General features: G+C 63.8%; 19 protein-coding genes and 3 pseudogenes. 12 read left to right on the top strand and 10 right to left on the bottom strand.

The genetic code is table 11. From position 1 onward, the window contains the following. Window positions 1-10 precede the first annotated feature (10 nt). Genes AC07UH_RS18900 through AC07UH_RS18890 form a run of 3 tightly spaced genes read left to right on the top strand, consistent with a single transcriptional unit; the run spans window position 11 to window position 4,578 of the window. Window positions 11-2,746, top strand: a complete 2,736-nt coding sequence (locus tag AC07UH_RS18900; protein ID WP_495181734.1) for an alpha/beta fold hydrolase — start codon at window positions 11-13, stop codon at window positions 2,744-2,746. Continuing rightward, on the top strand, window positions 2,743-3,723 hold the full coding sequence (gene kce / locus AC07UH_RS18895) for a 3,5-dioxohexanoate:acetyl-CoA acetone transferase (protein ID WP_495181733.1): 981 nt from the start codon (window positions 2,743-2,745) through the stop codon (window positions 3,721-3,723). The genes AC07UH_RS18900 and kce overlap by 4 nt, the downstream gene beginning before the upstream one ends. 51 nt (window positions 3,724-3,774) lie before the next feature. After that, window positions 3,775-4,578 (top strand): SDR family NAD(P)-dependent oxidoreductase, encoded by an 804-nt coding sequence (locus AC07UH_RS18890; protein WP_495181732.1) that lies wholly within the window; start codon window positions 3,775-3,777, stop codon window positions 4,576-4,578. Between the two features lie 402 nt (window positions 4,579-4,980). On the opposite strand, the pseudogene AC07UH_RS18885 reads toward AC07UH_RS18890, so the two are convergent. Beyond that, window positions 4,981-5,281, bottom strand: a pseudogene (locus tag AC07UH_RS18885) (transposase); the annotation flags it as partial. 137 nt (window positions 5,282-5,418) lie between these two features. On the opposite strand from AC07UH_RS18885, the gene tnpA reads away from it, so the two are divergent. The 3 genes from tnpA to tnpC all read left to right on the top strand — a co-directional run bounded on the left by tnpA (window position 5,419) and on the right by tnpC (window position 7,740). Continuing rightward, a complete protein-coding gene (gene tnpA / locus AC07UH_RS18880) occupies window positions 5,419-5,781 on the top strand; it encodes an IS66-like element accessory protein TnpA (protein ID WP_495181731.1) in 363 nt (120 codons plus the stop codon). After that, a complete protein-coding gene (gene tnpB / locus AC07UH_RS18875; protein ID WP_495181730.1) occupies window positions 5,778-6,125 on the top strand; it encodes an IS66 family insertion sequence element accessory protein TnpB in 348 nt (115 codons plus the stop codon). Before tnpA ends, tnpB begins: the two co-directional genes overlap by 4 nt. Before the next feature lie 61 nt (window positions 6,126-6,186). Then, window positions 6,187-7,740, top strand: a complete 1,554-nt coding sequence (tnpC, locus tag AC07UH_RS18870; RefSeq protein ID WP_495181729.1) for an IS66 family transposase — start codon at window positions 6,187-6,189, stop codon at window positions 7,738-7,740. A 24-nt stretch (window positions 7,741-7,764) separates the two neighbouring features. Here tnpC and AC07UH_RS18865 read toward each other — a convergent pair. Then, window positions 7,765-8,126 (bottom strand): annotated as a pseudogene (locus AC07UH_RS18865) (transposase); the annotation flags it as partial. On the opposite strand from AC07UH_RS18865, the gene AC07UH_RS18860 reads away from it, so the two are divergent. Then, a complete protein-coding gene (locus AC07UH_RS18860) occupies window positions 8,062-8,247 on the top strand; it encodes a serpin family protein (RefSeq protein ID WP_495181728.1) in 186 nt (61 codons plus the stop codon). The pseudogene AC07UH_RS18865 and the gene AC07UH_RS18860 sit on opposite strands and share 65 nt — an antisense overlap. A gap of 414 nt (window positions 8,248-8,661) precedes the next feature. On the opposite strand, the gene AC07UH_RS18855 is transcribed toward AC07UH_RS18860, so the two are convergent. From AC07UH_RS18855 to AC07UH_RS18830, 6 genes are read right to left on the bottom strand one after another with little or no spacing between them, the layout of a single operon-like run. Next, complete coding sequence (locus AC07UH_RS18855) at window positions 8,662-9,927, bottom strand: NAD(P)/FAD-dependent oxidoreductase (RefSeq protein ID WP_495181727.1); 1,266 nt, start codon at window positions 9,925-9,927, stop codon at window positions 8,662-8,664. A gap of 60 nt (window positions 9,928-9,987) precedes the next feature. Beyond that, window positions 9,988-10,305: a 2Fe-2S iron-sulfur cluster-binding protein gene (locus AC07UH_RS18850; protein WP_495181726.1), complete on the bottom strand. Its 318-nt coding sequence runs from the start codon at window positions 10,303-10,305 to the stop codon at window positions 9,988-9,990. A gap of 2 nt (window positions 10,306-10,307) precedes the next feature. Next, window positions 10,308-11,150: an S-formylglutathione hydrolase gene (fghA, locus tag AC07UH_RS18845; protein ID WP_495181725.1), complete on the bottom strand. Its 843-nt coding sequence runs from the start codon at window positions 11,148-11,150 to the stop codon at window positions 10,308-10,310. Continuing rightward, window positions 11,147-11,788, bottom strand: coding sequence for a CoA transferase subunit B (locus AC07UH_RS18840; protein ID WP_495181724.1), 642 nt, complete (start codon window positions 11,786-11,788; stop codon window positions 11,147-11,149). The genes fghA and AC07UH_RS18840 overlap by 4 nt, the downstream gene beginning before the upstream one ends. After that, complete coding sequence (locus AC07UH_RS18835; RefSeq protein ID WP_495181723.1) at window positions 11,788-12,519, bottom strand: CoA transferase subunit A; 732 nt, start codon at window positions 12,517-12,519, stop codon at window positions 11,788-11,790. The genes AC07UH_RS18840 and AC07UH_RS18835 overlap by 1 nt, the downstream gene beginning before the upstream one ends. Then, entirely contained in the window at window positions 12,519-13,631 is a 1,113-nt protein-coding gene (locus AC07UH_RS18830; protein ID WP_495181722.1) for an S-(hydroxymethyl)glutathione dehydrogenase/class III alcohol dehydrogenase, read from the bottom strand. The genes AC07UH_RS18835 and AC07UH_RS18830 overlap by 1 nt, the downstream gene beginning before the upstream one ends. Before the next feature lie 292 nt (window positions 13,632-13,923). On the opposite strand from AC07UH_RS18830, the gene AC07UH_RS18825 reads away from it, so the two are divergent. From AC07UH_RS18825 to AC07UH_RS18810, 4 genes are all read left to right on the top strand, one after another. Beyond that, window positions 13,924-14,841 carry a LysR substrate-binding domain-containing protein gene (locus tag AC07UH_RS18825; RefSeq protein WP_495181721.1) on the top strand — a complete coding sequence of 306 codons (918 nt, stop codon included), beginning with the start codon at window positions 13,924-13,926 and terminating at the stop codon, window positions 14,839-14,841. A gap of 149 nt (window positions 14,842-14,990) precedes the next feature. Continuing rightward, on the top strand, window positions 14,991-15,296 hold the full coding sequence (locus AC07UH_RS18820) for a PEP/pyruvate-binding domain-containing protein (protein WP_495181720.1): 306 nt from the start codon (window positions 14,991-14,993) through the stop codon (window positions 15,294-15,296). Window positions 15,297-15,327: 31 nt separating this feature from the next. Beyond that, the gene (locus AC07UH_RS18815) at window positions 15,328-15,717 is read left to right on the top strand and encodes a DoxX family protein (protein ID WP_495181719.1); all 390 of its coding nucleotides are present in this window, start codon (window positions 15,328-15,330) and stop codon (window positions 15,715-15,717) included. A gap of 99 nt (window positions 15,718-15,816) precedes the next feature. Then, on the top strand, window positions 15,817-16,413 hold the full coding sequence (locus AC07UH_RS18810) for a nuclear transport factor 2 family protein (RefSeq protein WP_495181718.1): 597 nt from the start codon (window positions 15,817-15,819) through the stop codon (window positions 16,411-16,413). Window positions 16,414-16,429: 16 nt separating this feature from the next. Here the strand turns inward: AC07UH_RS18810 and AC07UH_RS18805 are convergent. Further along, a pseudogene (locus tag AC07UH_RS18805) lies at window positions 16,430-16,558 on the bottom strand (IS5 family transposase); the annotation flags it as partial. A gap of 165 nt (window positions 16,559-16,723) precedes the next feature. Next, window positions 16,724-17,827 carry an aldo/keto reductase gene (locus AC07UH_RS18800; RefSeq protein WP_495181717.1) on the bottom strand — a complete coding sequence of 368 codons (1,104 nt, stop codon included), beginning with the start codon at window positions 17,825-17,827 and terminating at the stop codon, window positions 16,724-16,726. 94 nt (window positions 17,828-17,921) lie between these two features. Between AC07UH_RS18800 and AC07UH_RS18795 the strand changes: the two genes are divergently transcribed. Further along, window positions 17,922-18,806 (top strand): LysR family transcriptional regulator, encoded by an 885-nt coding sequence (locus AC07UH_RS18795; protein WP_495181716.1) that lies wholly within the window; start codon window positions 17,922-17,924, stop codon window positions 18,804-18,806. The last annotated feature ends 6 nt before the right edge of the window (window positions 18,807-18,812 follow it).

Genomic DNA, 18,812 nt, shown 5'->3' with positions numbered 1-18,812 from the left:
CCGCGCCTCGATGAACACGTCGCCGGCGAGCGACCCCGAAAATACCGTGTCGCCGAACAAAGCGGTCGACGTGCTGATCGTCGGCGCCGGGCCGACCGGCCTTGCTGCGGCGATTGAGCTCGGGATACGAGGCGTTCGGGTCCTCGTGGTCGACGGCAACCCGCGTTCGGGAATGGCGCCCCGTGCCAAGACGACGAACGTGCGTACCCGTACGCACCTTCGACGCTGGGGCATCGCCGACCGCCTTGCCGCCGCCGCGCCTTTTGGTGTTCATCACCCGAACGACATGATTTTTGTGACAAGGCTCGCCGGCCGCGAATTGGCGCGTTTCGACGACGCGTTCAACGCTTCGCCGGAGCGCTCGCCCTTCTATCCCGAGCACGCGCAATGGGTGCCGCAGTACACGTTGGAGCGCACTCTCCTCGAGCGAGCGACCGAACTCTCCGGCGTCGACATCAATTTCGGCACGCAACTGGTAAGCGCGACGCAGGACGACGGTTCCGTAGCGGCGACTTTGCTCGAGGGGCAAACCGAACGGGTCGTCAACGTCAGCTACCTGATCGGCGCGGACGGTGCGCGAAGCAGGGTGCGCGAACTGATTGGCGCCCGCATGATCGGCAGGCGAGGCCTGCACACTAGTTACAACATCATCTTCCGCGCACCTGGGCTGGCTGCTGCTCATTCCTTCGGTTTGGCTGCCGCCTATTGGCAGATGAGCCGGGACGGGTTCAGCACCATTGGCCCCATGGACCAGGATGACATCTGGTTCTTCATGCCGAGTGGCGCGCGCCCTGACGAGCACCTCGATGAGGCTGCGGCTCGGGCTCTGATCGTTCAGAGGACGGGCATCGATTTGCCATACGAGATTCTGAGTGCGGACTCGTGGACGGCCAACGAGCTCGTCGCGGACCGTTACAGGGACCACCGAATGCTGTTGGCAGGAGACGCTTGCCATCTGCACCCGCCCGCAGGCGGCTACGGGATGAACATGGGCATCGGCGACGGTGTCGATCTCGGCTGGAAAATCGCGGCCATGCTCGCAGGTTGGGGCGGCCCTCTGCTGTTGGACAGCTACGAAGCCGAACGCCGCCCCGTGCACAAGCACGTCATCGCAGAGGCAATGGCAAACTTCGCCATCTACGTTGCGGACATCGATCCCGCCATCGAGGACGAGGGCATTGCGGGCGACGAGGCGCGCAAACGCCTGGGCGACTTTATTCTCGCGAGCAAAGGACGAGAGTTCCGAACCCTCGGAACAGTGCTGGGCTTGGGCTACGAGGATTCGCCATTGACCGTCCGCGAGCCGAACGATCCACTGGTACGGAACTTGGAGACCTACTCTCCCACGTCGCGCCCTGGCCACCTGCTGCCGCACGCTTGGCTGCCGGACGGCAGGTCGCTCTACGATTTACTCGGCAACGGATTTTCGCTTCTCGCGGCAACTGACGCTGCCGAGGAAGAGCTTGCTCGCGCGGAGAGGGACGCGGCGACGCTTCGGGTACCGCTCGCGGTCGTACGACCGGAGGGCGTCGATGTTCGGGCTCTTTGCGAGGCGACGCTCGTGCTGGTCCGTCCCGACCAGCATGTTGCCTGGCGCGGCCATTGTTGGTCGGACGTTCTCGGCATCGCCACCGGTCATGGGTCTGAACCCGCCAACCGGGCCTCCGGCTCTGACGCCAGCGTTCGGAGCGTAGCCCTTGCCTCGGGGAGTGACGAAATGACCATAGAGAAGAACCGGAGATCATCAGATATGCAGCAAAATAGCCAAGCGACCGGCGGCGGCCCGGTCGATGACCGTACGGGCGCCGATCCGAGCGTCTTCGTGAAACACAGCTTCGAAGAGCGCCAGATCGACCTCGGCGAGATTTCCATGAATTACGCCGAAACAGGCGATGCGGCGAAGCCGGCACTGCTCCTGATCCCGGGCCAGTCGGAGTCCTGGTGGGGCTACGAGGCGGCTATGAAGCTCCTCGCGAGCGACTTCCACATCTTCGCCGTCGACGTGCGCGGACAGGGGCGCACCACCTGGACGCCCGGACGATACAGCTTCGACAACATGGGGAACGACTTGGTTCGTTTCATCACTCAGGTCATTCGCCGACCGGTGGTGGTCAGTGGCAACTCATCCGGCGGGATCCTCGCTGGATGGCTTTCCGCCTACGCACTGCCTGGACAGATCCGCGGGGCGCTGCTCGAGGACCCACCCCTCTTCTCCGGCGAGCGGGTGCCGCTCTATGGCCAGTCGATGCGTCAGTCGTCGGGCCCGATCCTTGAGCTGTTCCAGCGCCACATCGGCGACCAGTGGAGCATCGGTGATTGGCAAGGCTTTACGCGAGCGGCGAAAGCCTCGGCCTCCCCGCTAGCGCAGATGATGGGCTCGTTCGAAGAGGTGCCGCAGAACTTCAAGGAATATGATCCCGAGTGGAGCAGTTCGTTCCTCTCTGGACAGATGTCGGAGACGCTCCGAAACGAACGGCTTCTCGCGTCTGTTCGGACCCCCGTTCTCCTGACGCACCATGCGCGAGCTATCCATCCGGTGACGGGCAACCTTATCGGCGCGCTCAGCGACTTCCAGGCTGAAAAGGCTCGCGAGCTGATCGAGACGACCGGCGTGTCGTTCGAATACCTGTCGCTGCCGGACGCGATGCACGCGATGCACACGACCGACCCCGAGCAATTCTCCCGGACGCTGAAGGAGTGGGCGTCGAGATTACCGCCCGCGGGGAACGAAGGGACCGCGTTGTGAGCGAAGTCGGAACCGCATCTGCTTCAAGCACTGCGGCGTGCCGGCCAGCCGCCGGCAAGGTGATCATTAGCTGCGCCGTCACCGGCAGCGCACACGTACCGACGATGTCCGATGCCCTTCCGGTCACGCCCGAAGAGATCGCACGTGCCTCCATCGACGCCGCGGAAGCCGGCGCCGCTATCCTGCATCTCCACGCCCGAGTGCCAGGGGATGGCCGACCCACCGGAGATCCCGAGGTCTACCGACAGTTCTTGCCCACCATCAAGCAGTCCACTGACGCCGTGGTGAACATCACCACGGGCGGAGCCGCGACCATGAGCGTCGCCGAGCGCCTGAAGGCAGCGGCAGCGTTCCAGCCCGAGCTCTGCTCACTCAATATGGGGTCGCTGAACTTCTCCTTCTTCCCCGCGGCGAAACGGATCCACTCGTGGAAGCACGAGTGGGAGGAGGGGTACGTCAAAGAGTCCGACGACTACATCTTCCGCAACACCTTCCGCGACATTGCCTACATCCTCGAGACCATGTCAGGCGCCGGCACCAGGTTCGAACACGAGTGCTACGATGTCGGTCACCTCTACAACCTTGCGCACTTCCTGGACCGAGGCCTCGTGAAGCCGGGCTTCTTTGTTCAGATGATCTTCGGTATTTTGGGCGGCATAGGTCCGGATCTCGAAAATCTCGCCTTCATGAAGCAGACCGCAGACCGGCTCTTCGGCAGGGATACCTTCCAGTGGTCAGTGCTGGCGGCAGGAAGGCATCAGATGCCGTTCCTGACCCAAGCGGCGCTGCTCGGGGGGCATGTCCGCGTAGGCTTGGAGGACAGCCTTTTTATCGAACGAGGCGTGCTCGCCGCATCGAATGCGCAGCAAGTCGAGAAGATCGTGCGCATCCTCCGGGAAATGGGGCTCGAACCGGCAAACCCGGAAGAAGCGCGCGCCATGCTCGGGTTAAAAGGCGGCGATGCTGTTCAATTCTAACGCCGCGAATACGTGCGCTCCGTTCCTGTTAAACAGTAAAACGAGAAGTAAATGTCTACATCGGCAACAGATCTGCAATCGAAGGGGCTGCTTGCCGGGAAGCGGGTTATAATCACCGGAGCAGCAAGCGGTATCGGCCTTGAGGCTGCACGTGTCTTTGCCAGTTACGGCGCTACCCTCTTCCTTGCAGACCTTGATGAGGAGGGGGTTGCGGCTACCGCAGCTGCAGTGGGCGCGAAAGGAAGCGCCCGCGTTGATGTATCGGACGAGAGTTCTTGCGAACAGCTGGCGTACGCAGCTGCCGAGGCGCTCGGTGGGATAGACGGCGGCTTCAACTCCGCCGGGATCAGCGATCCGGTAAAGCCGGCTCTGGAACTCCGGCTGGAGGACTGGCAGCGAGTAGTGGATGTTAATCTGCGGGGAACATTCCTCTTTGCCCGGAGCCTTGGCCGATCGATGGTCGAAGCTGGAGGTGGTGCCCTGGTAACCGTATCTTCCGTGAACGGTATAAACGGTATTCCGCGCCGCCACGCCTACGGGCCGGCGAAGGCGGCGATCGCGCAACTCACTCGCACCCTTGCGTGTGAGTGGGGGCGGCACGGCGTACGCGTGAACTCGCTAGCTCCGACCTATATCAAAACGCCGATGATCGACAGGCTCGAAGCCGAAGGGAAGATCGATGTTGATCGCCTAAGGCGGCGAACTCCGATGCGCCGCCTCGGCGAGCCTGCAGAGGTGGCAGACGCGGCGGCCTTCCTTCTTTCAGACCTGAGCCGGTTCGTCACAGGAACGGTGCTGCCGGTTGATGGAGGTTGGCTCGCGTACGGTGGACCTGGAGACGTTGAGACTGCTTGAGCGGTAGTCTCGGTTGGAGTTCAAGTGCAAACAAGCATAAACCCGCGTCATCGGTTTGGATCGAGGATCCAAATCCTACTGAACAAACGCGGGATCACGGCTGGCGATCTGGCATCGCAGGTCGAGTTACCGATCGTGCGCGTTGAAAAGATCCTGCCCGGACCGCTAGTTCGTCTCATCCTCGACACATAATTATCAATGCTGGAACCCTCCACGTTCCGCTTTTTAGCTTCTGGGCCCTGGCGACCTGGCGATCGCCCCGCCCGCGCGATCGAAGGTCAAGGCTTCGGACCAGGACGAGGAGGTCTTCGGCGGCGGAACGGTCGGCCTGCTGAACGCGCCGGGCCATACACCCGGTCGCCGCATGCTGCTGGTCACGTTGCCCAAGGTCGGCGAATAGACGTCGAGGATGCGCCCGATGGCGTTCCAGAGGCCATGGAATAGTGCGCTCGGCGGCTTTTCGCAGGTGCGCCTTCAGCTTGGAGAAGGCCTGCTCGATGGGGTTGAAGTCAGGGCTGTAGGGCGGAAGGAAGAGGAGCTTGGCGCCGACGCTTTCGATAGCGGTGGGCACGGCGGGTGCCTTGTGGCTCGACAGGTTGTCCATGATGACCACGTCGCCGCGGGCGAGTTCGAACACCAGGATGCGGGTGACGTAGGTGAGGAACGCATCGGCGTTCATTGGTCCGTCCAGCACCCAGGGCGCGACGTAAGCGTGTTCAGCAGGCCGCCTTGCGGTAGCGCCAGTGTTGGAGATGTTTGTCGCCTTTGATGAGGGCGCGTGCGGTGCGGGAAGTTGTAGGTTCTACGACCAGTCATACGAGCACTCGTAAGACTGGTCGGATGGAGGTTGTCAGCCGGGTGTCAGGCCGGCGCCGATGGTCGGACGCGGAGAAGCTGGAGATTTTGGCCGAGGCGTTCCGGCCGGGGGTTCGGGTCTGCGATGTCATCGCGCATCGCGAGGTATCGAGCAGCCTGATCTACACGTGGCGCAAGCAACTGCGCGAAGGCAAGCTGGCCGGGGCGATGCCGTCGCTGCCGGTGTTTGCCAAGGTGCAGGTGGCGGAACTGACGCCGCCAGTGCCACAGCCGGCACCATGTTCATCGGGGCTCATCCAGATCGAGTTGCCGGGCGGCGTACGGGTGAGTGTCGACGCAGGTGTGGATGCGGACGCGCTGGCACGGGTGTTGTCGGTGCTGCGATGAACCCGGTGCCGCTGCCGACGCGGGTGTTCCTGGCGTGCGGCGTGACCGACATGCGCAAGGGGTTCGACGGTCTGGCGGTGCTGGTGCAACAGATTCTGGCGCAGAATCCGCATTCGGGTGCGCTGTTCGCGTTTCGCGGCAAGCGCGGGCATCTGGTCAAGCTGTTGTGGTTCGACGGGCAAGGCCTATGCCTGTTTTCCAAGCGGCTCGACCGGGGCCGCTTCGTCTGGCCGGTGACGGCGACCGGCGCCGTGACGCTGACCCCGGCGCAATTGTCGATGCTGCTGGAGGGCATCGACTGGCGACGCCCGGAGCGGACGTTTGCGCCGACGCTGGCGGGGTAAGAACCGCGGTTTTGCGTCGCTTTTGCTCGCCCGTTGCCATGCAATCTGCTATGAAATCCAAGTGTCGGAAGCGCCTGTTTCCCCTGCTGATGCCGCCGCGCGGATCGCCGCGCTGGAGGTCTCGCTCGCCCGGGCCAATGCCGCGCTCGCCGCCCGCGACCTGCTCATCGACACCTTGCGCGGACAGATCGCGCGGCTGCGGCGGATGCAGTTCGGCGCCTCGTCCGAGAAGCTGGGCCGCGAGATCGAGCAACTCGAACTGGCGCTGGAGGAACTGGAGACGGAGCGTGATGCGCCTGTGCCCGAGGCGGCTGACAGCGGCGTGGCGGTTCGGCCGGTGCCCGTCCGCAACCTGCCGGAGCATCTGCCGCGCGAAGAGGTCGTCAACGAGCCGGCGTCAGGTGCCTGCACCTGCCCGGACTGTGGCGGTGCGTTGCGCCCGCTTGGGTCAGATGCGCACGAGATGCTCGACATCGTGCCGGTGCGCTGGCGGGTCGTGCGTAACGTCCGCCCCAAATACAGCTGCCGGGTGTGCGATAAGATCGTCCAGGCACCGGCACCGGTCAGCGCCATTGCGCGCGGCAAGGCGACCTTCGCCACGCTGGCGCACATCGTCGTCTCGAAGTTCGACCACCATCTGCCGCTCTACCGCCAGGCCGGGATGATGGCGGCGCAAGGGCTCGACATCGACCGCTCGACGCTGGCGGGGTGGACCGGACAGGCTGCCGCACTGCTCGACCCCATCGTCAGCCGCATCCGCGACGAAGTCCTGAAAGCCGACAAGATCCATGCCGACGACACGCCGGTGCCGGTGCTCGACCCCGGTCGTGGCAAGACGGCGACCGGGCGGCTGTGGGTGTACGCGGCCGATGACCAGGCATCGGGCAGCACGGCGCCGCGCGCAACCTGGTATCGCTTCACCCCCGACCGCACCGCCGCGCACCCCATGTCCCATCTCGCCGGCTTCCGCGGTTTCCTCCAGGCCGATGCCTATGCCGGCTATGACGGTCTCTACCGGGGTGGTGTCAGCGAGGTCGCCTGCTGGGCCCATTTCCGGCGCAAGGTCTTCGACCTGCATGAGCGGTCGCCCACGCCGCTGACCACCGACATCCTCGAGCGGATCGGCACCCTTTACGCTGTCGAGGCCGAGGTCCGCGACCAACCACCCGATGTGCGATGCCGGGCCCGGCAAGAGAACAGCCGGCCGCTGGTCGAGGTCTTGCGCGAGGTGCTCGACGCCGCCCTTCGCCATCTGTCGCCCAGGTCCGACATGGCAAAGGCCATCGCCTATGGCACGAAGCGCTGGCCGGCGCTGTCGCGCTTCCTCGACGACGGCCGCCTGGAGATCGACAACAACATCGCAGAGCGTGCGTTGCGCGGTGTTGCCGTCGGACGCCGCAACTGGCTCTTCGCCGGCTCTCGCGCAGGCGGCGAGCGGGCCGCGGCCATCTACACCGTCATCCAGACCTGCAAGGCGAACGGCGTCGACCCGCAGGCCTATATCGCCGATGTCATCGCCAGGGTCGCCGGCGACTGGTCTGCCAGCCGATGGGACGAAATCATGCCCTGGAACTGGATGCAGCCGGCAGATCAGCCGATTGCACAAGCAGCATAATCTGCGGTCTCCACGCCACGCTTACGGCGCGACCATGCCGGTGCGGCGCAAGCCGGCTGTGAAGGTTGTCGTCTTCCAGTGGCCGAAGGGGACACCGGCGCGCAGGCGCTTGCCCCGTCGGCAGCGGCCGTGCCGCCGCGCCATGTTGGTGCTGGCCCAGGTCTCGTCGATGAACACCAGCCGCTCCGGATCGAGGTCACGCTGGCTGTCGAACCACTCTTCGCGTCGCTTCAGGACGTTGGGGCTGTCCTGCTCTGTCGCGTGGCTGGTCTTTTTTTGCGCGTGATCCCGTGCCGGGCGAAGAAGCGCCACAACGTGACGATGCTGACGCTCACGCGGCGCACCGCCAGTATCTCGCGCAGCTCCTCCAGCATCGGGTCGGGCTGCCCACCGCCACCGCCACTGTTCGTATTTCGGGCCGACAAGCCGTTCTTTTTTCTCTTGAGAGACCGTTGGACCAACCTGATCCTGTTTATGGGTCGCTACGTGACATCAACACAGCGGTAGTGACTTTCACCACGATACGGTGGTCCCCGGACGTTTACTCGCATACGGCCGCGTCTCATCCGATGCGCCCTCGAAGGCCGCCAAGTTCGCGACCATCGCCAGGATAGCAGCAACATCCTATTCCCGAGATGGCCGAATCACAGGCAACTCGCCGACGTCGCCTCGGCCGGTCTGCCGCCGCAGGCACTGGGGCGATTTGCAGCTGATCTTGGCCCTGTCGAGCGGCGCAACCTCCAGCGGTGCGGCCGACATTCGGCGCTTTGCTGGTGGCCTAGCGAAATGACGACTTCGACGTCCGCCGCTCCCGAAATCGTTTTAAATCCCTTAACGGCTATGGGCGGTTTGTTGCACCTGCTGTCCGGGCCGCTGGATGCCAACTCGCCTATATCAGTGTTGCCAAAGCTTCCGTTCCATCTAGGGTCTGTCGCCCATATCGCGATCAACCAGGTTTGGACTGGAAGCGTTTATTTCCTTCAGCGGCACCTCGGCCCGTGCGAGTGCCTCAGGCTCGATCGCAAGTCGCTCATCGACCAGCTTGCGACCCTGCACATAGTCTCTTGTCGCATTGATGCAGTCGAGCGCGACGACCCGGCCGGCCTTGAGGTAGATCACCGAAAAGCTGCGGCTAGCTGGATCACCCCGGACGACCTCCGTCTCGTAACCAGCGGACAACCCGACAGTCTGCAGCTTCAGGTCGTACTGGTTGGACCAGAACCAGGGGACTGCGTCATACGGCTTGGGGTCATCGCAAATTGCGCTCGCGACCGCGACTGCAAGATCATTCGCGTTTTGAACGGACTCGAGCCGTACGTGCGTACCGCCGGCATGCCTGTTGGGATGTAGGGCACAGTCTCCAACAGCGAAAATGTGAGGTAGGCTGGTGCGTCCGAGTTCGTCCACCAGTACGCCGTTCCCGCCGTCCGCGCCCGCCTTCAGGAGCGGCTCAACCGCGGGGACAATGCCAATCCCCACAACGACGAGGTCGGCCTCGATCCGCTCGCCATCCGCCATTCGCACGGCCGAGACCCAACCATCGAGCCCCTCCAAATGATCGACAGCAGCCCCCAGCCTGACATCCACGCCGTGCGCACGGTGTTCGGCCTCGTAGAACCGCGACAGTTCCTTGCCGGCGACCCGGGCGAGCACCCGGTCCTGCGCCTCGAGCAGGACGACCTGTTTTTCTTTCCCGACCAGCGCCGCCGCGGCCTCTAAGCCGATGTAGCCACCGCCGACGATGACGACGCGCGAGATGTTCGGTAGCTCCTCCAGCATCCGGTCTACGTCTGCTCGTGATCGAATGGAGTGAACGCCCGAGAGATCGCCGCCTACGCAGCCGAGCGGGCGCGCATCGCCTCCTGCCGCCCATATAAGGCGACCGTAGCCGTATGCTTCGCCCTCGCTGGTGTGGATGGTCCGAGCGGCCGGATCGATCGCGTCGACCGTTTGCCCGCCAATATGGGTGATCGCCCTATCCGCCCAAAACGCTTCGGGTCTCAGCAGCATCCGCTCGAAGGATTTGCTGCCGGAAAGGTACTCCTTGGAGAGAGAGGGCCTGTCGTATGGCGGTTCTGCCTCCCTGCCGATCATCGCGATGCTTCCTTCGAAACCGCGCTGCTTAAGGCTAATAGCCGCCTGCGCTCCCGCGTGGCCGGCGCCGACGATTACGACATCGAATTTCACGAGCTTCGCCCCGTCCCGCGGATGATGACGGCTGCCGAAACGTAGCGCTCTCCACCGTGGTCAGTCATCGGGCGCGATCTCCACCGTGAGTCCGTCCAGATCGTCGGAAAACGTCAACTGGCAGGAAAGGCGTGAGGTCGTCGTCCGATGGTCGGAGCTGTCGAGCAGGTCATTTTCCTCCTCGCTCATCGCTGGAAGCGCACGGGCGAACTCGGGATCGACATAGACGTGGCAAGTCGCACACGAGAGGCACCCTCCACAGAGGGCTAGCAGCTCGTCCAGCCCGGCATCGCGGATGATCTCCATGACACTGAGACCCGGCTGCGCCTCGATGGTTTTCAGGTCCCCGGACCTATTGGTCACATGTAAATGCGGCATCCTCAGTTCCTAAGGCGGTGCGCGTGCCAGCGCAGGTGATCTGCCATGAAGGTCGATACGAATTCATACCCGTGGCCATAGCCGTCCTGCATGCGTAGCGTGAGATCGACGTCGGCGCGCGCACATGCGTCTTGGAGGAGCTCCGGCCGGAGCTGCTCTTCGAGGAACGGGTCGGCAGTGCCTTGATCGACCAGCAACTCGGACACCCGAGCACCGTCGTTGATTAAGGCGGTAGCGTCGTATCGCCTCCACAACGTGCGATCAGATCCTAAGTAGATGCTAAAGGCTTTCCGTCCCCAGGGAACCGTGGAAGGCGAGCTGATTGGCGCGAAGGCGCTGACTGCCCTGTAACGCTCCGGGTAGGAGAGTGCAGCGATCAATGCTCCGTGACCACCCATGGAGTGGCCCATGATCGACTGCCTTCGAGCGTCGACCGGGAAATTGGCGGCAACAATTTGCGGCAGTTCCTCTGTGACATAGCTCCACATACGGTAGTTCGGACGGTACCTGGGTTGGTTCGCATCGACGTAAAATCCCGCTCCTTGGCCAACGTCCCATGAGTCCGGATGGTCAGGCATTCCGTCGCCGCGCGGGCTCGTGTCAGGTGCGACAAAAATCAGACCGAGTTCTGCGCAAGCGCGGCGGTACTCACCCTTATCGGTGACATTGGCGTGGGTGCAGGTAAGGCCGGACAAATACCAGACCACCGGCATCTTCGTGCCTGCATCGTGGGGCGGGACGTAGACTGAGAAGGTCATGTCGCTGTTGGTGCTGTCAGATCGGTGGCGGTACACACCCTGCACCCCCCCGAACGCTCGATTTACTGATAGCGTCTCGATGATCATACAGCGTCCTCGAAGGCGGCTGAGGTCTTTCCCCGCACTTCGGCGGCCGTGACGCCGGGCGCCAACTCGACGAGGCGGAACGGCGAGCCGTGATCGGCGCGCTGAAACACGCACAGGTCGGTGACGATCATGTCGACGACGTTCTTGCCGGTGAGCGGGAGCGTGCATTCGGAGATGAACTTGGGGTCGCCGTTTTTGGAGGTGTGCTCCATCACGACGATGATCTTCCTGACCCCGGCGGCAAGGTCCATCGCGCCGCCCATCCCCTTGATCATCTTGCCGGGGATCATCCAGTTGGCGATGTCGCCGGCCTCCGACACCTCCATCGCGCCCAGCACCGTCAGATCAATATGCCCGCCACGGATCATCGCAAAGCTGTCGGAGCTGGAGAAATAGGCTGATTGCGGCAGTTCACTGATCGTCTGCTTGCCGGCGTTGATGAGGTCGGGGTCGACCTCGTCGTCGTACGGGAACGGCCCGATGCCGAGCATACCGTTCTCCGACTGCAGCGTTACGGTCATGCCGTCGGGGATGTTGTTCGCGACCAGCGTCGGGATGCCGATGCCGAGGTTCACGTAATAGCCGTCGCGCAGCTCCTTCGCCGCGCGCGCCGCCATGCCGTTCCTGTCCCAGGGCATCAGACCTCACTCCCCGGGGCGGCGCCGGCGGTCTGGCGCGCGCGCGTCGTTCTGAACTCGATCCTCTTGTCATAGGGGCTGCCGACAATGATCCGCTTCACGTAAATGCCGGGCAGATGGATCGCATCGGGGTCGAGGCTGCCGACCGGCACCACCTCCTCCACCTCGGCAACGCAGATGCGACCCGCAGTCGCCATCGGCTGGTTGAAGTTGCGCGCGGTCTTGCGGAACACGAGGTTGCCGCTCTCGTCGGCCCTCCACCCCTTGACGATCGACAGGTCGGCGCGAATGCCGCGTTCGAGGACATAGTCCTCGCCGTCGAACGTCTTCACCTCCTTGCCCTCGGCAACCTGGGTACCGACGCCAGTTTTCGTGTAGAAGCCCGGAATGCCGGCCCCGCCGGCGCGGCAACGCTCCGCCAGCGTCCCCTGCGGGCAGAACTCGACCTCCAGCTCGCCCAGCAGATATTGGCGCTCGAACTCCTTGTTCTCGCCCACGTAAGAGGAGATCATCGTGGCGATCTGGCGCGTGCGGAGCAGCTTGCCGAGGCCCTCGCCGTCGATGCCCGCATTGTTGCTCGCGATCGTCAGCCCGGTCACGCCCGAGTCCCGGATCGCGTCAATTAGCCGCTCGGGAATGCCGCACAGGCCGAACCCGCCCGAGCAGATCGTCATGCCGTCGCGCAGCAGCCCGTCGAGCGCCGCCGCGGCATCGGGGTAGAGCTTCTTCATCAATAGATCACTACCGAGCGGATGCTCTCGCCGCGGTGCATCAGGTCGAAACCGGTGTTGATCTCGTCCAGCGTCAGCGTATGGGTGATCATCGGGTCGATCGCGATCTGGCCGGCCATGTACCAGTCGACGATCTTGGGCACGTCCGTCCTTCCCTTGGCGCCGCCGAACGCCGTGCCGCGCCAGTTGCGTCCGGTGACGAGCTGGAACGGACGCGTCACGATCTCCTTGCCCGCTTCGGCGACGCCGATGATGATGGAGGTGCCCCAGCCGCGGTGGCACGCCTCCAGCGCGGTGCGCATCACCTCGGTGTTGCCGGTCGCATCGAACGTATAGTCGGCCCCACCATCGGTGAGCCCCAGCACCGCTGCGATCGTCTCCTCGCGGCTCTGCCCACGCGAGTTGAGGAAGTGCGTCATGCCGAAGCGGCGGCCCCATTCCTCCCGGTCGGGATTGATGTCGACGCCGACGATCACCGCCGCGCCCGCGAGCTTCGCACCCTGGATGACGTTGAGCCCGATGCCGCCGAGACCGAAGACGACCACGCTCTCGCCGGGCTGGACCTTGGCGGTGTTGACCACCGCGCCGACGCCGGTCGTCACGCCGCAGCCGATGTAGCAGCTCGTCTTGAACGGCGCGTCCTCGCGGATTTTCGCCACCGCGATTTCGGGCAGGACCGTGAAGTTCGAGAAGGTCGAGCAGCCCATGTAGTGGAAGATCGGCTGGCACTTGTAGCTGAAGCGCGTCGTGCCGTCGGGCATCAGCCCCTTGCCCTGCGTCGCGCGGATCGCGGTGCACAGGTTGGTCTTGCCGGAGAGGCACGACTTACACTGGCGGCACTCGGGGGTATACAGCGGGATGACGTGGTCGCCCGGCGCGACGCTGGTCACGCCGACGCCGATCTCGCGGACGATGCCGGCGCCTTCATGGCCCAGCACGCTCGGGAACAACCCCTCCGGGTCCAGCCCGTCGAGCGTGTAGGCGTCGGTGTGGCAGATGCCGGACGCCATGATCTCGACCAGCACCTCGCCGGCCTTCGGACCTTCCAAGTCGAGCTCCACCACCTCTAACGGCTTCTTGGCTTCGAAGGCGACGGCGGCGCGGGTCTTCATTTTCTACTCCGTAATCTGCGTCTGGTCTGCTGCATTCCCGGCTACCCGCCCGAAGACGGGGCGGCCGAGGCACCGATTTGCTGCCGATCGCCTCCGCGCCGCCGCTCTTCGCGGATCGCCTAAAGAAGGCCGCGACGAAATGCATTGCGGTGTAGGCCAGCCAGCAAACCCACGCACGACACTAGGACCTAGTAGCCGTTCGCGCCTCTATCGAGCAGATGCATCATTGTGGCAGGCGTTACCTAGAAGGCATAGGGTCGTTCAGCTATGGCCGAGAACAGGAACGAGCGAGATGAAGCTTCACCATCTGCGTAATGTAATTGCCGTGGTCGAGCACGGCAGCCTTCGTGCCGGCGCGAAGCACCTTGGCCTCGCCCAACCGGCGATGTCGCGCAGCATTCGCGAACTCGAGGAGGATTTGGGTGTCATCCTATTCGAGCGGAGTATGGCTGGTATGGCCCTTACCAAGGCGGGAGAGATTTTCGTTCGGCGCGCCAGATCGCTTGAGGCCGAGTTCCAGCGGACGCGGGACGCGATGGCTCAGCTACGAGGCGCAGAGCAGGGAACGGTCACGCTTGCTTGCTCCGGATCTGCGCTGCTGGCTATCGCACCGTCAATCGTCCGCAACTTCCACCACCGCTTTCCCAACGTGCGGCTCAAGTTGATCGAGGGCACGTTCCCGGTAGTTGCCGCCGATGTTCGGGATGGTCTCATCGATGCATATTATGGTCCAGTTGCGCGGATGATTTCAGCTCCCGCCTTGGTGATCGACAGGTTGTTCGAGAATAAACGGATGATCGTCTGCAGGCGTAATCATCCACTGCAGAGCGCGACGTCGCTGACCGAGCTCGTTGAAGCCTCGTGGGTCACGACGCCCATCATGTTCGACAGCGATAACGAGGTGAACTCTGTGTTCGAGGCCGCCGGGCTTCATCCGCCAAGGATCGTTGTTCAGGCGGCATCCGGGCTTGCTGTCACCGCTGTGGTGGCGACGACGGAACTGCTTGCGCCGCTGCCGCAACAATGGACCGAGGTCATTCGCGCAACAGGACTATTGATGAGGATCCCGATTATTGAGGTTCCCAACGCACCCGCTTTTTGTGCCGTGAGACGCGCCGATCTGCCGCTGACTCCTGCCGCGCAACATGCCGACGACTTGGCGCGCCGAGCGGCCGCGCTGCACGTCCAAACGAGGGATACTCTCGACTGACCAGATGGAGATCACCCTATGCCTGTTGGGTCTCAGCCCAAGCATTTTACCATCTGCTCTTCCTCACCTCTTTGAAGCAATCATCTGACAGTCGGCAGCTCCCCAGCTTTGCCGGTGTGTACGTTCGCGCGGCTCCGAAGGGGACTCTGGTGGTTAGTGCAGTCGATCTCCTGTCGGAAAGGCAGCTCGTTCACACCTTCGGGGTCGGCGAGGTAAGCACCAACGGGCTATCCGCCATATTGCTGGGCGGCAAGGGAGCGAACTTGGCCGAGATGGCCACCCTCGGCCTCCCGGTGCCACCCGGCTTCACCATCGTTACCGATGCATGCTCGATCTTCTACACAGAGGGGAAAAATATCCCCTCTTCTCTGACTTCGGAGATCGAGTGGGGGATCGCTGCCATCGAGAAGGCGACTGGACGTCTTTTCGGCGAGCCAGCCAATGCCTCCGGCTGATCTCGACAACCGCTGAACGGGAGAGAAACGGATGACTATCACGCGGAGAAGACCATCGGTCGGTATTGCGGTGCTCCTTTGGGCGCTTCGCATCGGCGTCGCCCTCTTCTTCCTCCTTGCCGCCGTGATGAAGCTCAGCGGTCAGCCGATGATGGTCAGCGAGTTTGCCGAGATCGGACTCGGACAGTGGCTACAATACCTAACGGGGGTACTAGAATTCGCCGGCGCCGTTGCCGTCCTCGTTCCGCGAGTTTCCGTCCTCGGCGCTATCCTTCTTCTCTTGATCGACGTCGGGGCTTTGGTGGCGCAGCTCGGGGTGCTGCACAAAGGTTGGATCCACGTCATCGTGGTCGCAATCCCGCTCGTGCTCCTGATTTGGCTCCAGGCAAACCGGGCAAGCGATCCGCTAGCAAGGCAATGACCCGAAGGGGCTTTGTGCGAGCAGCTCGACTCGTGGGAGCTCGCAGTCAGGCAAGCAGTCGTCACGTCAACGGGAGCAGGTAAGGTGAAATCTCGCCACATGGATCGGCTGGACATTTGCGAGCTGATCGACAACTGGGCCGTCTGGCGCGATAGTGGCGACTGGGAGCGCCTCGCGACCACGTTTCACCCCGACGGTTGGATGGCGGCTACGTGGCAAACCGCTCCATTTACTGCTTTCATCGAGGGAAGCCGCAAGGCCTGGCACGCTGGCGTAAAGGTTCTGCACACGCTCGCCGGCACAAGCGTCGATCTAAACGGTGTCCGCGCTGTTGCTCAGACCAAGATGTCGATCATCCAGCGCGCCCTCGTTCAGGGCAGTTGGGTCGATGTCACTTGCCGCGGGCGCTTCTTCGACTTTCTGGAAAAACGCGACGAGCATTGGGCCATCCTCTTTCGTCAGCCGATTTACGAGTATGACCGTATCGATATGCTGGAGCCGGGTGCGGGACTTTCGCTTGAGCCGATACTACTAGCCCGTTTCCCGGAGGGCTATCGCCATCTCGGGTACATTCAATCCTTGATTGGATTCGATGTGCAGCTTGATCTGCCCGGCATCAAGGGACCGGAAGTCGAAGCGCTCTACGAGAAGGGTCGTCGGTGGCTTGAGGATGGTACAACACCTATATCGGGCTAGGGTCAGGACTCGTTGATCACAGCCAGAAGATGACGGTGGCAGCGAGGGCGACGGCAGCAAAGAAGGCCGTGGGGCAGCGATCGTAGCGGGTGGCAACGCGCCGCCAGTCTTTGAGACGGCCGAACATGATCTCGATGCGACGCCGAGCAGGCCGGCACGTCGGGCCTGCTACTTGCGCTGGTATCGTATGCCGCGCTGACCAATCGAGAGGCCAACCTCGGAACGATCTCGGCTAGCTGCTCCTTCTCATCTGTAGACCCGATAGCGGCCATCCACGCTGATGAAGCCGTTGTTGCAAGCCGTCGTTTGGTCAGCCGCTTTTAGTCCAAACCTGGACGGCGCTGCCACCGAAGATGCGATCGCGCGGCAGGTCGAAGATGAAGTAGGGGTTGAGCTGCGGCGGTGTGCCTGCCGCATCGAGCCGCTTCTGATGCTCGGACGACAACACGATGTCCAGCGAGGCGACGTTCTCCCGGATCTGCTCCGCCCGGCTTGCGCCCATCAGCACAGACGAGACGCCGGGCCTGTTCGCGACCCACGCGAGCGCGACCTGAGCCATGGGTCGACCGACCTCCCCGGACACGGCGCGCAAGGTGTCGACGATGCCGAAGTTCGCCTCGGTGAACAGCATCCCGCCATAGGGATTGTCGCCGTTGAGGCGCCCGTCGCTACCGCCGCCATGCTCGCCGCCCTTGTTCGGCAGGCTACCGGCCGGTCCGAAGTCGGCGAGCTTCTCGCGGCCGTACTTGCCCGTCAGCATGCCGAAGCCGAGCGGGCTCCAGGCAACCAGCCCGAGGCCTAGCGCCCCCCCCGCAGGCACCAGGTCCAGCTCCACACCGCGATCAATCAGCGAGTAGCTGTATTGTAGACCCACCGGCTCGGGCAGGCCGTGCGTGCGCGCGAGCGTGGCAATCTGGGCGGCGTACCAGGCAGGCGCATTCGAGAAACCATAGTAGAGGATGTCGCCGCGACGCACGGCATCGGTCAGCGCGCGCAACACCTCTTCCGCCGGCGTCGTACGATCCCAAACGTGCGTCCAATACATGTCGATGTAGCCGGTGCCGAGCCGCTTCAGCGAACCATCAAGGCCGTCGCGGATGTTGCGCGCGGAATTGCCGCCCGCGAGCGGATTGTCCGCGCCGCGCGGGAAGCCGGACTTGGTCGCGATCACCATCCGGTCGCGATTGCCGCGCTCGCGCAGGAAGCGGCCGAGCATCGCCTCGCTCTCGCCGCCGGAGTAGACGTCGGCGGTGTCGACGAAGTTGCCGCCCGCCTCGGCATAGGCGTCGAAGATGGCGCGCGAGCCGGCTTCGTCGGCGCCCCAGCGGCCGGCACCGAAGGTCATCGTGCCGAGCGCGAGCGGACTGACCGCCAGTCCCGAGCGACCGAGTGTGCGATAGTTGGTCAGGTCCATGGTCATCTCTCCTCGTTCGGCATGCCAGATAGGAGCCGAACGACCGCCGGATTAGGCGTTGCGCACCACAAGGGCTTGTGAGCATGATGCAGCAATGCGCCGCAGCGACCTCGACGATCTTGCGGCTTTCGCCAGCGTTGCTCGTGCACGCAGCTTCACGCGAGCGGCGGCCGAACTCGGCCTTTCACCCTCGGCGTTGAGCCACGCCATGAAGGCGTTGGAGAACCGGCTGGGCGTTCGGCTGCTGGCCCGCACCACGCGATCGGTCGCTCCCACCGCAGCCGGACAACAGCTGCTGCGCTCGCTCGACCCTGCCCTGGCTCAGGTGACGCAGGGGCTGGCGTCGCTGGCCGACTGGCGAGGCGCGCCGTCGGGCACGGTGCGGCTGACGACCTTCGGCTACGCGGCACGCACCATCCTGGCGCCACGCCTGCCGCAGTTCCTGCTCGATCATCCAGACGTGTCGGTTGAGGTCATCGTCGAGGATCGGCTGATCGACCTCGTCGCGGGCGGGTTCGATGCCGGTATCCGCCTGGGCGAAACCGTCGATAAAGACATGATCGCCGTGCCGGTCGGACCCGAGCTGCGCACCGTCGTGGTCGGGACGCCCGCTTATTTCGCGCACCACGCGCCGCCCGAGACGCCGTCGGACCTCGATCGTCACGCCTGCATCAACTACCGCCTGGTTGGCGGCGGCGGCCTCCTGCCATGGGAGTTCGAGGACGCAGGCCGTGACCTCAAGCTCAAGGTATCGGGGCAGCTCATCGTCAACGACGAGGTGCTGGCCGCGGCGGCCGTCCGCGCCGGTGCGGGACTCGGCTTTATGATGGAGCACGACGTGGCCGACGAGATCGCCGACGGCCGGCTGATCCAGGTGCTCGGGCCGTGGTGCCCGTCCTATCCGGGATGCCGTCTCTACTACCCTGACCGCCGCGTCACTCCCGCACTTCGAGCCTTGATCGACGCGCTTCGCCTGTGATCCGGA

Source organism: Sphingomonas sp. GW821-FHT04B01 (genome assembly GCF_059420425.1).
This window is presented reverse-complemented; position numbering and strand designations above follow the sequence as displayed.